This window comes from Celeribacter sp. (assembly GCF_048261515.1).
GTDB lineage: Bacteria > Pseudomonadota > Alphaproteobacteria > Rhodobacterales > Rhodobacteraceae > Celeribacter.
In genome coordinates this window covers 383,925-397,939 of record NZ_JBLXFZ010000002.1, presented here as the reverse complement: position 1 = coordinate 397,939, position 14,015 = coordinate 383,925, and the positions used below count along the sequence as shown (strand labels likewise).

Sequence of the window (14,015 nt, the reverse complement as noted above, 5' to 3'; positions counted from 1 at the left end):
TTTAGGAACGATCAAGTCCATAGGTGGCTGTATGGCGCGGACGGCTCAGAATCCTGTTGCGCCTCCGCCGTCGACAAGGATCACCTGACCGTTGATGTATTTGGCGGCAGGCGACGACAGGAAGGCGCAGGCCCAACCGATATCTTCGGGCTCGCCAAGGGACTGCATCGGGATACGGCTCATGATCTTTTGCTTGCGCGGCAGGTCGCCGTCGGTCGCCTTGCGGAAAATCTCGGTATCAATCCAGCCAGGTGCGACGCCGTTGATCCGTATTCCACGCGCGGCGAATTCTGCGGAGAGGCCGCGAATGACGCCATCAATTGCCGTTTTCGAGATCGTGTAGCCATGCACCAGAGGCTGACCGATATAGGCGGTCATGGACGAGATGAAGGAAATGGAGCCGTGGCGCTCTTCGGCCAACAGACGCTTGATGACGCAGCGGCTTAGTTCCAGCGCGCCACGCACATGCACGTCGAACACCTGATCGAAATCGGCCATGTCCGACTCTTCGAAGGGTTTCTTCAGCGTGTTGCCCGCATTGTTGATCAGGATTTCGATGGTCCCGAATTTGCGGGCAATCGCGGCCTCGGCATCGGGCAGGGCGGCAATGTCGGTCACGTCCAGAACGGCGGTTTCGCACCCGTGGCCGATCTCGGTGGCGGCGGCCTCCAGAACATCAGCGCGGCGGCCAGCGATCACGACCTTGGCACCAGATTGTGCAAGGCAGGACGCGATGGCCTTGCCAATGCCAGACCCGCCTCCGGTCACAAGTGCTGTCTTACCATGTAGCCCGTAGGTCTGGCTCAGGATGTCGCTGGTCATTCAGGCGTCCTTTCCGAAGTCGATAAGGATTTTGAAGGTCTCGTCACGGTGCGCGACCCAATGGTCGAAGGCCTGCGTTGCGTCCTCCCATTTAAAGACCTTGGAAATAAGCAGGTTGGCGAGGTGGCCGTTCTGTTCGAGATAGGCGATCACCGCGTCGAAATCGGTGCGGGTGGCATTGCGCGATCCGCGAATGTCCAATTCTTTCAGGTTGAAGAACTTTGTCTCATACGCGACTTCACCCTTGGCATAGCCGATATAGACGATCCGCCCAGTGAACGGCGCGAGGTCCACGGCCAGCCTAAATGTCTGGGCCACGCCTGCGGCTTCAATTACAACATCGGCGCCACGGCCCTCGGTGATTTCGTCGACTGCCTGCGCGAGGTCGGTCTTGGTCGGGTCGATCACCGCTTCTGCGCCCAACTTGCGCAGGGTTTCGGATTTCCGTGCCGAGATTTCGCTGACGATGACCCGCGCACCGCGCGCTTTCGCGCCCAGTATGGCTCCGACACCGATCATGCCGCCGCCAAGCACCAGCACAGTGTCATCCGTACTGACCTGCCCGCGAGAGACCGCGTGGAATCCGACGGATAGGGGCTCGACCAGTGCCAGATGATGCACGGGTAGCGTGTCGTTGAGGATCAGCCTGTCGGCGGGGAGGGCGATGCGATCACACAGACCCCCGTCACGCTGCACGCCGAGTGTCTGGTTGAACTGGCAGGCATTGGCGCGGCCACGGAGGCAGGCAGGACATTCGCCGCAGGTGGTGTAGGGGATAACGACCACACGCGAGCCAGGCGCAAAGTCCTCGGCCACATCGGCGCCCGTTTCAAGGATCACACCACCGATCTCATGACCGGGAGTGCGTGGCAGGTCGACCAGCGGGTTGGCGCCATTAAAGGTGCTCAGATCGCTTCCACAAAGCCCCACATGCCGAACGTCCACCAACACCTCGCCCGTGCCAGGGGTCGGGGCAGGGATGTCGCGGAAGGTTGTATGGCCGATCTTGTCGATAACGAGGGACTTCATTGTGGGTCTTTCTGTGAGGGGGGTGGCGGGCGCGAGATGCGCCCGCCAGAGGTAGGCTTACTGGTATTCGGCCACATTGTCGGAGGTGATCAGGATACCGTCGATCGGCACCACGGCAGGAGCTTCTTCGCCCTTGATGACGCTAAGCAGGTTTTGAACCGCTTCGGTGCCCATGCGGGTGTTGTCCTGCTTGATTGTCGCGTCCTGTTCGCCTTCGGCGATGGCGACGAGGTTTGCGGGGTTGCCGTCAAAGCCAACGATCACGAGGTTGTCGAGCTTGCCAAGAGCTTTAGCCGCGGAGACAGCAGCCAGCGCGCCCGGATCCCAAGCCGAGAAGATGGCTTTGATTTCGGGGTCCGATTGCAGGAAGTTGGTTGCGGTCTCGAATGCACAGGCATCCTGCCAGTCACAAATCTGGAAGATCACTTCGTGACCTGCTGCTTCGGCCGCATTTTTCACGCCGTCACGACGGGCATTGCCAGTCTGGTGGCCTGCCGAACCGCCGAGGATCAGCACCTTGCCGCCGTCGAGTTGGTCCACGATGTAGTCGCCCGCGATGCCCGCTGCGGCGAGGTTGTCGGTCTGCACAAGGCTGGACACATGATCATGGTCGATGGAGGTGTCCACGGCCACGACTGCGATGCCTTTTTGGGCGGCCGCGTCGAGCGAGGAGTCAAAGGCGCGGTTGTCGACAGCGCCGATGATGATGCCGTCAACGCCCATGTCGATCGCGCGGTCCACAGCGTCGCGTTGTGCCGCGGAATCTGGCGACGAGGCGGTCATGTCGATGAATTCCACACCCTGATTCTCGGCCTCGGCTGCGGCTGCGTTGGCGACACCGATCCAGAAAGTGTTGTCGGTGGAGTAGCCAGTATACGCGATGCGCATGTCCTGAGCGAAAGCGGCGGTGGTCGCGGCCAGTGTCAGAGTGGTGGCCGCCAGTGCGGTCTTCAGTTTGTTAAGTGTCATGGTCAAGGTCCTCCCTTGGGGTTGTGCTCCTTGTGCGGAGCTTCTTTCGTCGCGGTAGAAGAACTACCGCGCGGATCGGCGCCAGACGTCCCAGTAGACGGCGGCGATGATGATGATGCCGATGGCAATGCGCTGATAGGATGTGCCTACACCCATGTAGGACAGGCCAACGGTGATGGTCTGCATGATCAGCATCCCGATCAGTGTCTTGCCCACACCACCGCGCCCGCCAAACAGGCTGGTGCCGCCAATGACCACTGCCGCGATGGCGAAAAGCTCGTAGCTCTGGCCACGGGCGGGCATGGCGAAGTTCAGCTTGGAAACCTCCATGATCGCCGCCAGTGCCGCCATCATGCCGCCCAGCATGTAGTAGTAGATACGGCTGCGTTTCACGGGCACACCAGCCAAGCGCGCGACCTCCTCGTTGCCACCAATGGCAAAGGCGCGACTCCCGAGGCGGGTCTTGGTCAGGAACAGGCCAGTCAGGATGGCGGCTGCAAACATGATTGTCATGGGAACCACGTAGCCCGAGCCCAGTGTTTGAAACGCATCAGGGAAGCGCGACAGATCCCGCCCGCTGGCCAAAATTTCGGCCAGACCTTTGTAGGCGGTCAGACCACCCAGCGTGACGATGAATGCAGGGACGCCAGTTGCGACCTGAACGATGCCGTTCAATGCCCCCAGACCCGCGCCAATGCCGAGCCCACCGAGCACTGCGAGCCAGACTGGCAATTCCATCTCGGCCAGCAGGATGCCGACAGAGACACCGACAACGGCAAAGATCGACCCAACAGACAGGTCGAGGCCCCCTGAAATCAACACCACTGTGGTGCCGCAGGCCAGAACGGCGAGGATTGATGCCTGCCCGAAGATCGACAGCAATGTATCAAAGCTGCGGAAGGGCGGGGAGAGGATGAAAAACACGAGGTAGATCAGGGCCAAAGCGGCGATGACCTGCCATATCTGCATAAATTCATGGATCAGACGATCAAATGAACGGGACGTCGCACCAGGGTTGGAGACGGCGTTGGAACTGTTTTTTGCGTCAGCCATTGTCCGCATCTCCTTCCAGTGTTCCGGTAATCAGGCCGACCAGCGTGTCACCGTCGACCTCGCTGACCTTGCGCACGGCGGTAAGCTTGCCCAGCCGCAGCACCATCACGCGGTCGCAATAGTTCAGGACGTGCTGCATATTGTGCGTGATCATGATGACGGACAGGCCGTGATCCTTGAGTGAGCGCACGAGGTCCATCGCCATTTGGCTTTCACGAACCCCCAATGCGGCCGTGGGTTCATCGAGAATGGCGACCCGTTTGCCGAACATGACTGTTTTCGACAGTGCCACTGCCTGCCGCTGTCCGCCGGAAAAGGCTTGCGCGTCGCGGTAAATGTCAGTGATGCGGATGTCGAGCTTGCCAAAGAGATCGCGGATTTCGCGGTCCATCTTTTTGAAGTCGAGTACACCGAAAAAGCGGCCGAGCCAGTCGTCGCGCAAAATCTCTCTTCCCAGAAAGACATTCTGGGTGATCGGGATTTCGTTGACCAGTGCGAGGTCTTGATAAACGGTTTCGATGCCCGCCGCCTTGGCGTCCGTGGGCGTCTCGATATGGGCCTCTTTGCCGTCGAAGCGAATTGTGCCACTGGTGCGGGGTATCGCGCCTGTTAATGCTTTGATCAGTGTCGATTTTCCAGCTCCGTTGTCTCCAACAACTGCGAGAACCTCGCCCTCTTCAAGAGTAAGATCCACATTGTCGAGCGCAACAATGCCCCCGTAATGCTTGGATATTCCTCGCGCCTCCAAGACTGGCTGTGCCGCCATTGCGGTCCCTCCCGTTTTTTCGTGCTGCAATGCGTAGAGCAGCGAATAGGTTTAAAATGCTTAAAGAACAGAAAATTCTTGTCAAAGGTTTTTTTTGCATTTAGCACAATTTTGGAAAGGGAGGGTTCGCGTTGATTGCCTGTGGCGCTCATGCGGCGATCTTCCCCACTGGTGCGGGCCAAGTCCGAGGCGCGGGTCCAATTTGTTTTGAGATAAACGAGGGCAGGGGGCTCCTTGCCGAACTGCCAAGTTTAAGGGGAGAGATAGAATGCTGACCGAGAAACATCGCCTGTCTTTTGGCTGCGCAGGGATTGCAGGGCTCTATCGTCCTGTGAGCGAAGCGGATTCATGGGAGGTGCTGACCTCCGCATGGGATCAGGGTATCCGCTACTTTGATACCGCTCCGCATTACGGGCACGGCGCCTCCGAGCATCGTCTGGGGCGTTTCCTGCGTGATCGCGACGGGTGGGTTTTGTCGACTAAGGTCGGACGTATTCTGACCCCCGATGCCAATCCTCCGGCGGAAGTGAACGGCTTTCATAGTGCGCTCCCTTTTCGTCAGCATTTCGATTTCACCTACGACGGCATCATGCGGTCAGTGGAAGACAGCTATCAGCGCCTCGGGTTGAACCGGATCGACATTCTCTATGTCCATGACATCGGGGATCCCGATGCCGGCACGGACACGGCGGAGCATCGCGCGCAGCTTCTCGATAGCGGCGTGCGGGCGCTGGAAGAGTTGAAATCCTCGGGCACGGTTGGCGCAGTGGGGTTGGGCGTCAATACGGTGGAGATATGTGAAGAGCTGGTCGGCAAGATGCCCATCGACCTGATCTTGCTGGCTGGGCGCTACACCTTGCTCGACCGATCCGCTACGGCGCGGTTGTTCCCTATGGCTGAAAAGCACGGAATTCGCTTTGTTATTGGCGGCGTCTTCAATTCGGGCATCCTTGCCACAGGTCCAGTTGAGGGCGCACACTACAACTATGCCCCCGCACCGCAGGAGATCCTTGACCACACCGCGCGACTGGAGGCGATTTGCAAACGTCATGATACCCCGCTCGCCGCGGCGGCGCTGCGCTATCCTGACCGCCATCCGTTGGTGGCATCGACGCTCATCGGAACTGCCAAGGTCAGCTCCCTGACCCGTAACGTGCAGCAATTCGGCGCGGATATTCCCGATGTGCTTTGGGCCGAACTTGAAGGCGCCGCTTGAAAGTCACGGCGCATCGAAACTTCTGGACTAAAGAGGTGAATTCGCTTGGTTGGAGCGCAGGCCGCTAGAGGTCGCGCGTTCCAATTCCAGCCACTACGCTTTCGCGAGATAGAAAAACTCTGTCGGGGGGAAGTGGCGGAGAGACAGGGATTCGAACCCTGGGTGGGCTTGCACCCACAACGGTTTTCGAGACCGCCCCGTTCGACCACTCCGGCACCTCTCCGCGGGGGTCTGGGATGCCGATTTAGCGGTGTGGCGGGGGGGGTGCAAGGGGTTTTCGAAAAAATCCTCAAAAGGGTGCTGTTGGAGCGGGTTTGCGCGGGAGGGTGCACATCTTCGTGTGGGGGCGGGCGCGGGCTTGGCAAAGCACGGGCGGGTGTTTACCTCTTATGCACTGGTTTCATGTTTTAAGGACGCCCATGACACGCGCAATGCCTGATCGCCACTCGTCTCTACACCGTCTCAAACCGATATTGGCGGTGGTGATGGCGGCTCTGATGGTTTTCGCCATCGCCCGTCCTGCAAAGGCCGCGGGGCAGGGGTATGAGGCCCTGTTTGATGCGATGCGTCTGGATGAAATGGTCGAGGTGCTTGCCAGCGAAGGGCGCAGCGTGTCGCCCGATTTCGAAGCGCAGGGTTCGATGATCCCGCGTGCGGCTTGGGCGGCGATGCTCAATGCGCTCTATCGCGACGACACGATGAAGGATGCCTTTCAGGCCGAATTGACCGCGGCTCTGGAGGGGGCGGATATCGTGCCGATGATCGCTTTTTTCGAAAGCCCGTTGGGGATGAAGGTCTCGACGTTGGAGCTTGATGCCCGCCGCGCCATGTCGGGAGATGATGCGCGCGATATGGCGGCGCAGGCTTGGGCAGAGATTGATCCCGATAGCACGCGGGCGCGGCTGATTGAGGACTATGTCGAAGTCTACGATATGGTCGAGATGAATGTTGCGGGGGCCATGACCTCCGATTACGCCTATCTTAGTGCGCTTTCGCAGGGAGGCGCAGGGGAGGAGCAGGGTCTTCTTTCCGACGAGGACATCCTGCGCGAGATATGGGCCTACGAGGGCGATGTGCGGGCCGAAGTGTCCGAATGGGTTTACGGGTTTTCCACGTTGGCCTACGAGCCGCTTTCTGATGACGAGTTCGAAGAGCTACTCGCATTCGCGCGCACGCCCGCAGGGCAGAAGTTGAATTACGCGCTGTTTGCCGCCTTTGATGCGGTCTATACGGATATTTCGAGAGCGCTTGGCGCGGGAACGGCGCAGTTGCTTTCGCAGTTTGACGGCGAGGAATTGTAACTTCCGCGCGTTTGAGGATGCCGAGGGTTGTGCCGAGGTGGGGGCTAAAGCACCCGCGTGTTGGATGAGACATCTGTCACGACCCGTTACGCCCGATGCGCAATCCCCAATAATAGCTTGACTTGGTGGCGCTGATTCACGATACACGCGCCACCTGGTGGGCTGATCGGCTCGACCGGGTGTTGTTCTTTGTGCCCGAGCGTTTATCGCAGGGCGCAGGCGGGCAGCCAAATGATAATCTCGTCCCCGAAGAGAGGGGCGCGCAGTTCGAGGCATCAAACGCCGACACAGTCGGGGCCGAAGAACGCGGGTATATGGAAAGGACGACTGCATGTTTGCGGTTCTGAAAACCGGCGGTAAGCAATACAAAGTCCAGAGCGGCGACGTTCTGCGCGTGGAAAAGCTTGCGGCCACAGCTGGTGAAAAAATCCAGTTCAACGAGATTCTGATGGTCGGCTCCACCATCGGCGCTCCTCTTGTCGAGGGTGCTGCTGTTCAGGCGGAAGTGATCGACCAGATCAAGGGTGAGAAACTCATCCACTACGTAAAGCGTCGCCGTAAGCACTCCTCGCAGCGTCGCAAAGGCCACCGCCAGCAGCTCACGCTCCTGCGCGTGACCGACATTCTCGAAAAAGGCGCCGACAAGTCCGGTGTCAAAGCTGCCGTTGGTGCAGGCTCCGTTTCGGGTGCCGCTGTTGCCGCTGCCGCGCCCAAGGCTGCTGCTAAGAAAGCCGCACCGAAGGCCGAGAAAAAAGCCGCTCCTGCGAAATCCGCAGGTGGTGACGATCTCAAGAAACTCTCCGGTGTGGGTCCCGCACTTGAGAAGAAACTGCACGAAGCTGGTGTGACCACCTTCGCTCAGATCGCTGCTTGGGGCGCTGACGATATTGCCGAGATGGACGAGAAACTGTCCTTCAAAGGCCGCATCGAGCGCGAAGGCTGGGTTGAACAGGCCAAAGAACTGGCCAAATAAGACACGTTAAGGAGAGAACACCATGGCACATAAAAAAGCAGGCGGCTCATCCCGTAACGGTCGCGACTCCGCTGGTCGCCGTCTCGGCGTCAAACTCTACGGTGGTCAGGCAGCGATTGCTGGCAACATCATCGTGCGTCAGCGCGGCACCAAGTTCTGGCCGGGCGAAGGCGTTGGCCTTGGCAAGGATCACACCATCTTCGCGACCGCGAACGGTAAAGTGACCTTCCGCAAAGGTCTCAAAAACCGTACCTTCGTGGACGTGCTTCCCGTGGCGGAGGCCGCTGAGTAAGCCGACCCGAATTCGGTAAGAAATCAAGGGGATCGGCGAAAGCCGGTCCCCTTTCATGTATTGGACAAACTCTTGCGGTATCCTACATGCAGGCCCCGCTTTGAGGGCCGCTAATATAGGTCGATCCGCCCGTAAGCGGCGCGACACATCCAGCGGATTGTGGTGCAGCGCCGCCTGTGCCCGATACCCGCCAAGGGTCGCAATTGCGCCCGTCCCACCTTAGATGGTGGGTGTGTTAGGAGGTTAGACTATGACGATGGACATTGTGACTGCAGCCGAGAAAGACAGCGCGCAAGCTGTGATCGAGACAGAGCGGTTCACCCTGCGCCCGCCACGAGCCTCTGATGCGGGTTTGCTGGCGCTTTATGCGGGTGACAAACGTGTGGCCGATGCCACGCGCTCGATTCCTCATCCCTTGCCCCCTGGCGCAACGGAAGCCTTCATCGATCGCGCGCTTGATCCCGAGACAGAAACGAAATCCTGGGTTCTTGATGGCGCTGTTCAGGGGCTGAGCGAAGTTCTGGGTGTCATCACGCTCAAACCGCTCGACCGTGAGCAATGCGAAGTGTCCTTCTGGGTTGCGCCGAGTTTCTGGGGCACTGGTCTGGCGCGCACGGCGCTCGGCGCACTGGTGGCGGCCAACCCCTTGCAGGCAAAGACGATGTTCGCCTCGATCTTTCAGGACAATCAGGCCTCGGCGCGTGTCGTCACTGCCTGTGGTTTTGAATATCTCGGGGACGCGGAAGCCTATTCCGTCTCGCGTGGCAGTACCTCTCCAACATGGACCTACACGCGCAAACTCTGACCTGATGTGACGGGCGGGGCCGTTTGAGCGGCCTTGCCCCATGTTTAATTCGTGTTTGCTGCAAGAGCCGCAGGTTCCGTCGGTGCTCTACCTGACGGGAGGGGAGTGCGTTTGGTCCTGATCCTGCAGGGTTTTCACCTTTCATTGAATGCGGTGATATCTCGAACAAGTAAAGCTGCATTGAGTTTGTGGCCTGCGCGGGATACATCTCTGCCAAACGCGCCCTTTGCGGGCAGACAAGGATATACACATGAAATTTCTCGATCTCGCCAAGGTCTACATCCGCTCAGGTTCGGGCGGGAACGGCTGCGTGTCGTTCCGGCGGGAGAAATACATCGAATACGGTGGTCCGAATGGTGGCGACGGTGGCACGGGCGGGTCGGTGATTGCCGTGGCCGTGGACGGTCTCAACACGCTGATCGACTTCCGCTATCAACAGCACTTCTTTGCTCAGAACGGGCAGGGTGGCATGGGCAACAACCGTACGGGCAAGGATGGCGATGACATCATCCTGCGCGTGCCTGCGGGTACCGAGATCCTCGACGAGGACCAAGAGACGGTTCTTGCCGATCTCACCGAGGTGGGCGACCGTGTGGTGCTTGCCAAGGGCGGCAACGGCGGTTGGGGCAACCTGCACTTCAAATCCTCCACCAACCAAGCGCCGCGCTCGGCCAATCCAGGCCAGCCCGGTCTCGATCGCACCATCTGGCTGCGGTTGAAGCTGATCGCGGATGCGGGGCTTTTGGGGCTGCCTAATGCGGGGAAATCGACATTTCTGGCCGCGACCTCGAATGCACGTCCGAAGGTTGCCGATTACCCCTTCACCACTCTGCACCCCAATCTGGGCGTGGTTGGTGTGGACGGTGCGGAATTTGTCGTGGCCGACATTCCGGGCCTGATCGAAGGCGCGTCCGAGGGGCGGGGTCTTGGCGACCTCTTCCTTGGCCACGTCGAGCGTTGCGCGGTGCTATTGCACCTAGTGGACGGCACGGTTGAAGATGTGGTCGCGGATTACCAGACCATCATCACCGAGATTTCCAACTACAACGATGTGCTTGGCGACAAGCCCCGCGTGACCGTGCTCAACAAGGTGGACAGCCTTCTCGACGAGGAGATCGAGGAGAAGCAGGCCGCCTTGCAAGAGGCGAGTGGTGGCCGTGTTTACACCATGTCAGGCGTATCAGGGCAGGGCACCGAAACCGTGCTGCGCGCGCTCAAGGCCGAGATTTCGATGGACCGCCTTCGCACCAAAAAGGCCGAAGGAGGGGACGCGGAGGAGGACGAGACGTGGCAGCCCTGAACGCAGCGCGATTGGTCGTTATAAAGATCGGCTCGGCGCTTTTGGTTGAGGGCGGCGAGCTGCGCCGCGACTGGCTCGACGGGCTGGCCGAGGATGTGGCCGAGATGCGGTCCCGTGGCGTGGGCGTGATCCTTGTCTCCTCGGGCTCCATTGCCTTGGGGCGTGGCATTCTGGGGCTGGCGGCGGGTGATCTGCCGCTGGAGCAAAGTCAGGCCGCCGCTTCCGTGGGGCAAATCCGTCTCGCACGCGCCTATCAGGAGGCGCTGGAGCCGCATGATATCACCACGGCGCAGGTGCTTTTGACACTCGAAGACACCGCCGACCGCCGTCGCTACCTCAACTCGCGTGCCACTTTGGAGGCACTCTTGGGGCTTGGGGCCGTGCCGATTGTCAACGAGAATGACACGGTGGCCACAGACGAAATCCGCTATGGCGACAACGACCGACTGGCCGCGCAGATTGCGGTGATGGCGGGGGCGGATCATCTGGTGCTGCTCTCCGACATCGACGGGCTTTATACGGCCAACCCCGCCACGGACCCGACCGCCACCCATATTCCGCGCGTCTGCGCGATTACGCCCGAGATTGAGGCCATGGCGGGCGATCCCGTGTCAGGTCTGTCCAAAGGCGGGATGAAGACGAAGCTGATGGCCGCCAAAACCGCAACGGCGGGCGGCTGCGCGATGACGGTTACCCAAGGCGCAGTGACGCGCCCGCTCGCGGCCTTGCATGGCGGGGCGCGGTCGACTGTGTTTGAGGCGCTCGGTGATCCCGTCCACGCCCGCAAAAACTGGATCGGTGCGATGAAGCCCAAGGGTGAAATCACCATCGACGCAGGTGCGGCGCGTGCTCTCTCGGCGGGCAAGTCGCTTTTGCCTGCGGGCGTTGAGGATGTGGTTGGCGCTTTCGGACGCGGCGATCCTGTGTTGATCCTCGGGCCTGATGGCACGCGTCTTGGCATCGGCCTGTCGCGCTATACGGCCGATGAGGCGGAGGCGATCAAGGGTGCGCATACGGACGAAATAGAAGGTATTCTGGGCTACGCGGGGCGGGCGGCGCTCGTCCATCGCGACGATATGGTGCTCTAGGATACGGATGATACGGCTTAAAACAGGGCTGAGATGATGACGACAGACAATATGGATATTGGCGCGGTAATGCGTGATCTGGGCGAGCGGGCGCGGGCGGCGGCAGGCAAGTTGGCTTTTGCCAGCGCCGAACGCAAACACGCGGCGCTGATCTCGGCGGCGGATGCTCTTTGGGCCGCGCGTGAGGACATCATGGCGGCCAACGAAAAAGACCTCGCCTTTGGCCGTGAAAAGGGTCTGACCGATGCGATGATGGATCGGCTCATGCTCGACGAAGACCGCATTCGCGCCATGATGGACGGTCTGCGCACCATCGCCGAACAGCCCGATCCTGTTGGCGCGGTACTGGCGGAATGGGACCGTCCCAATGGCCTGCATATCCAACGCGTGCGCACGCCGCTTGGCGTGATTGGCGTCATCTATGAAAGCCGCCCGAATGTGACGGCGGATGCGGGTGCCCTCTGTCTCAAGGCGGGCAATGCGGTGATCCTGCGCGGCGGGTCGGAGAGTTTTCACTCCTCGGCTGCGATCCATGCTTGTCTGCAAAAGGGCCTGCGCGATGCGGGTCTGCCCGAAGATGCGATCCAGCGGGTTCCGACCCGCGACCGTGCGGCGGTGCAAAAGCTGCTGACCATGACCGACTATATCGACGTGATCGTGCCGCGCGGTGGCAAGGGGCTTGTGGGGCTGGTGCAACGCGAGGCCCGCGTGCCAGTATTCGCCCACCTCGAAGGCATCGTACATATCTACATCGACAAGTCTGCCGACCCGCAAAAGGCGCTCGACGTGGTGGTGAATGCAAAGACGCGGCGCACGGGGATTTGCGGTGCGGCGGAGTGTCTGTTGATCCATGAGGACATCGCGCAAGACCTTGGCGCGGCGGTGATTGCGGCGCTGGTCGAAAAGGGCATCGAGGTGCGCGGCGATGCGACCCTGCAGCAGATCGACGGGGTTGTGCCCGCGAGTGAGGACGACTGGGGCACCGAGTATCTCGACAGCATCATCGCGGCCAAGACCGTCTCAAGCCTTGATGACGCTATTGCCCACATCCGCAAGTATTCGTCGAGCCACACCGATTGCATCATCACCGAGGATAATGCGGCGGTTGCACGGTTCTTCGAGCGGATTGATAGTGCGATCCTGATGCACAACTCCTCGACGCAATTTGCCGATGGTGGCGAATTCGGGATGGGTGCGGAGATCGGGATTGCCACGGGTAAGATGCACGCACGTGGACCCGTTGGGGCCGAGCAACTGACCTCCTTCAAATACCTCGTCACATCCGACGGCGCGACCCGCGCCTGAAGCGACGATCTGGCACAGAAACGGCGTCGTTGGGAAGCTCGCGGCGCCGGATAATTCACGTGAACAATTGTGCTACGCAGAAAGGCGCAACATGCCTTCCGTGGCGATGTGTGTAATGCGGCGGCCCAGAAGTGCTGCCTGAACGGGCGCGAGGAAGAATTGCACATCGGCGGGACGGAGGTCCTCGATATCGGTGATTTGTCCCAGACGCGCCCAAAGCGCAGGGTCGGGCTCAAGGCGCTCGGCGCGCGCGCAGACCGACCAATGACCGTCGTCGCTGCGCTCCACCGTGATCTTGCCCCCACGCGGCAAAGCGGTCTCCAGACACATCATCATGAGCGCGGCCATCTTGACCTCGTCGCGTGATTGGTCGCCTGTTACCGCCCAGCTATAGGTGAGCCGCGCCGTGCCGAGTGCGCTTAGGATTGCGGACATCTCCGCGCTGCTTGAAAACTGGCCAGCGCTGGCTTGACCGAAGGCGATGCGAAAAAACTTCACCCGTGCGTTTGCATTGTCGACACTGTCGGAAATAAGACTAAGTTCGGAGGTGTCGGACGTTCCCGACAGGCCGAGAAGCTCCACGCCGTTGGAAATGGCCCCGATGGGCGAAATCAGGTCGTGGCAAATGCGTGAGCCCAACAGGGCGGCGACGGTAGAAATCGGCTCTTTGACCATTTAAGCGTTCCTTTCACCGAGCGCGACAGGAAATGCGAGACAGAATATGCACGATCCCAACGATCTTAATGCGATGCTGGAACCTGGCCAGATGGTGCGCCATCCGCGCGAGGCGGACTGGGGCTTGGGCCAGGTGCAGTCCAATATCAACGGGCGGCTGACGGTCATGTTCCAACATGAAGGCAAGGTCGTGATTGATAGCAAGCGTGTTGCGGTCCATCCTGTCTACGAGTGAGTGCTCGGTTTACTTGTGTTCTGGCAATATTTGAACAACCGTAAGAAGAGTAAATCAAGACTCTTTAACAGGAATTTTGGTGCGGTCCCGCTAAGCGGTGGCAACCAACCAAGGGTGTTGCAAGGATGCGGCAGTGTCGCGCGGGGCGGCTCAGCCATTGCAATAGGCGCCACAAGCCCCTAAGAC

Annotated in this window: 15 protein-coding genes and 1 tRNA gene; 9 read left to right on the top strand and 7 right to left on the bottom strand. The window is 60.1% G+C overall.

Annotated elements, in window-relative coordinates; genetic code table 11:
* Positions 1–45 precede the first annotated feature (45 nt).
* The 5 genes from ACN0SC_RS06810 to ACN0SC_RS06790 form a co-directional block, all read right to left on the bottom strand.
* Positions 46–822 (bottom strand): SDR family NAD(P)-dependent oxidoreductase, encoded by a 777-nt coding sequence (locus ACN0SC_RS06810; RefSeq protein ID WP_417248905.1) that lies wholly within the window; start codon positions 820–822, stop codon positions 46–48.
* Positions 823–1,851 (bottom strand): zinc-binding alcohol dehydrogenase family protein, encoded by a 1,029-nt coding sequence (locus ACN0SC_RS06805; protein WP_417248904.1) that lies wholly within the window; start codon positions 1,849–1,851, stop codon positions 823–825.
* A gap of 57 nt (positions 1,852–1,908) precedes the next feature.
* Entirely contained in the window at positions 1,909–2,820 is a 912-nt protein-coding gene (locus tag ACN0SC_RS06800; protein WP_417248903.1) for a sugar ABC transporter substrate-binding protein, read from the bottom strand.
* 63 nt (positions 2,821–2,883) lie between these two features.
* Complete coding sequence (locus ACN0SC_RS06795; RefSeq protein ID WP_417248902.1) at positions 2,884–3,873, bottom strand: ABC transporter permease; 990 nt, start codon at positions 3,871–3,873, stop codon at positions 2,884–2,886.
* A complete protein-coding gene (locus tag ACN0SC_RS06790) occupies positions 3,866–4,639 on the bottom strand; it encodes an ATP-binding cassette domain-containing protein (protein ID WP_417248901.1) in 774 nt (257 codons plus the stop codon). Before ACN0SC_RS06790 ends, ACN0SC_RS06795 begins: the two co-directional genes overlap by 8 nt.
* A 268-nt stretch (positions 4,640–4,907) precedes the next feature.
* Here ACN0SC_RS06790 and ACN0SC_RS06785 point away from each other — a divergent pair, with 268 nt between their 5' ends.
* Positions 4,908–5,855: an aldo/keto reductase gene (locus tag ACN0SC_RS06785; RefSeq protein WP_417248900.1), complete on the top strand. Its 948-nt coding sequence runs from the start codon at positions 4,908–4,910 to the stop codon at positions 5,853–5,855.
* 133 nt (positions 5,856–5,988) lie between these two features.
* Here the strand turns inward: ACN0SC_RS06785 and ACN0SC_RS06780 are convergent.
* Positions 5,989–6,078, bottom strand: a tRNA-Ser gene (locus ACN0SC_RS06780).
* Positions 6,079–6,274: 196 nt separating this feature from the next.
* Between ACN0SC_RS06780 and ACN0SC_RS06775 the strand changes: the two genes are divergently transcribed.
* From ACN0SC_RS06775 to ACN0SC_RS06745, 7 genes are all read left to right on the top strand, one after another.
* Positions 6,275–7,156 (top strand): DUF2059 domain-containing protein, encoded by an 882-nt coding sequence (locus tag ACN0SC_RS06775; protein ID WP_417248899.1) that lies wholly within the window; start codon positions 6,275–6,277, stop codon positions 7,154–7,156.
* A 331-nt stretch (positions 7,157–7,487) separates the two neighbouring features.
* Positions 7,488–8,129 (top strand): 50S ribosomal protein L21, encoded by a 642-nt coding sequence (locus ACN0SC_RS06770; RefSeq protein WP_417248898.1) that lies wholly within the window; start codon positions 7,488–7,490, stop codon positions 8,127–8,129.
* Between the two features lie 22 nt (positions 8,130–8,151).
* Positions 8,152–8,421 (top strand): 50S ribosomal protein L27, encoded by a 270-nt coding sequence (rpmA, locus tag ACN0SC_RS06765; protein WP_417248897.1) that lies wholly within the window; start codon positions 8,152–8,154, stop codon positions 8,419–8,421.
* Positions 8,422–8,671: 250 nt separating this feature from the next.
* On the top strand, positions 8,672–9,226 hold the full coding sequence (locus ACN0SC_RS06760; RefSeq protein WP_417248896.1) for a GNAT family N-acetyltransferase: 555 nt from the start codon (positions 8,672–8,674) through the stop codon (positions 9,224–9,226).
* Between the two features lie 250 nt (positions 9,227–9,476).
* Positions 9,477–10,526: a GTPase ObgE gene (gene obgE / locus ACN0SC_RS06755; protein ID WP_417248895.1), complete on the top strand. Its 1,050-nt coding sequence runs from the start codon at positions 9,477–9,479 to the stop codon at positions 10,524–10,526.
* Complete coding sequence (gene proB / locus ACN0SC_RS06750) at positions 10,514–11,614, top strand: glutamate 5-kinase (protein ID WP_417248894.1); 1,101 nt, start codon at positions 10,514–10,516, stop codon at positions 11,612–11,614. The genes obgE and proB overlap by 13 nt, the downstream gene beginning before the upstream one ends.
* 36 nt (positions 11,615–11,650) lie before the next feature.
* A complete protein-coding gene (locus ACN0SC_RS06745; RefSeq protein WP_417248893.1) occupies positions 11,651–12,919 on the top strand; it encodes a glutamate-5-semialdehyde dehydrogenase in 1,269 nt (422 codons plus the stop codon).
* 72 nt (positions 12,920–12,991) lie between these two features.
* Here ACN0SC_RS06745 and ACN0SC_RS06740 read toward each other — a convergent pair whose 3' ends face one another.
* Complete coding sequence (locus tag ACN0SC_RS06740; RefSeq protein WP_417248892.1) at positions 12,992–13,594, bottom strand: histidine phosphotransferase family protein; 603 nt, start codon at positions 13,592–13,594, stop codon at positions 12,992–12,994.
* A 46-nt stretch (positions 13,595–13,640) separates the two neighbouring features.
* Between ACN0SC_RS06740 and ACN0SC_RS06735 the strand changes: the two genes are divergently transcribed.
* On the top strand, positions 13,641–13,829 hold the full coding sequence (locus ACN0SC_RS06735; protein ID WP_417248891.1) for a DUF3553 domain-containing protein: 189 nt from the start codon (positions 13,641–13,643) through the stop codon (positions 13,827–13,829).
* The last annotated feature ends 186 nt before the right edge of the window (positions 13,830–14,015 follow it).

What these genes read in the sequence shown, in the direction of transcription:
- ACN0SC_RS06795 (WP_417248902.1), bottom strand. Translation starts at nt 3,873, where the DNA reads ATGGCTGACGCAAAAAACAGTTCCAACGCCGTCTCCAACCCTGGTGCG.
- ACN0SC_RS06735 (WP_417248891.1), top strand. Translation starts at nt 13,641, where the DNA reads ATGCACGATCCCAACGATCTTAATGCGATGCTGGAACCTGGCCAGATG.
- ACN0SC_RS06740 (WP_417248892.1), bottom strand. Translation starts at nt 13,594, where the DNA reads ATGGTCAAAGAGCCGATTTCTACCGTCGCCGCCCTGTTGGGCTCACGC.
- ACN0SC_RS06770 (WP_417248898.1), top strand. Translation starts at nt 7,488, where the DNA reads ATGTTTGCGGTTCTGAAAACCGGCGGTAAGCAATACAAAGTCCAGAGC.
- ACN0SC_RS06805 (WP_417248904.1), bottom strand. Translation starts at nt 1,851, where the DNA reads ATGAAGTCCCTCGTTATCGACAAGATCGGCCATACAACCTTCCGCGAC.
- ACN0SC_RS06810 (WP_417248905.1), bottom strand. Translation starts at nt 822, where the DNA reads ATGACCAGCGACATCCTGAGCCAGACCTACGGGCTACATGGTAAGACA.
- ACN0SC_RS06800 (WP_417248903.1), bottom strand. Translation starts at nt 2,820, where the DNA reads ATGACACTTAACAAACTGAAGACCGCACTGGCGGCCACCACTCTGACA.
- ACN0SC_RS06790 (WP_417248901.1), bottom strand. Translation starts at nt 4,639, where the DNA reads ATGGCGGCACAGCCAGTCTTGGAGGCGCGAGGAATATCCAAGCATTAC.
- ACN0SC_RS06775 (WP_417248899.1), top strand. Translation starts at nt 6,275, where the DNA reads ATGACACGCGCAATGCCTGATCGCCACTCGTCTCTACACCGTCTCAAA.
- ACN0SC_RS06785 (WP_417248900.1), top strand. Translation starts at nt 4,908, where the DNA reads ATGCTGACCGAGAAACATCGCCTGTCTTTTGGCTGCGCAGGGATTGCA.
- ACN0SC_RS06745 (WP_417248893.1), top strand. Translation starts at nt 11,651, where the DNA reads ATGACGACAGACAATATGGATATTGGCGCGGTAATGCGTGATCTGGGC.
- ACN0SC_RS06760 (WP_417248896.1), top strand. Translation starts at nt 8,672, where the DNA reads ATGACGATGGACATTGTGACTGCAGCCGAGAAAGACAGCGCGCAAGCT.
- rpmA (WP_417248897.1), top strand. Translation starts at nt 8,152, where the DNA reads ATGGCACATAAAAAAGCAGGCGGCTCATCCCGTAACGGTCGCGACTCC.
- obgE (WP_417248895.1), top strand. Translation starts at nt 9,477, where the DNA reads ATGAAATTTCTCGATCTCGCCAAGGTCTACATCCGCTCAGGTTCGGGC.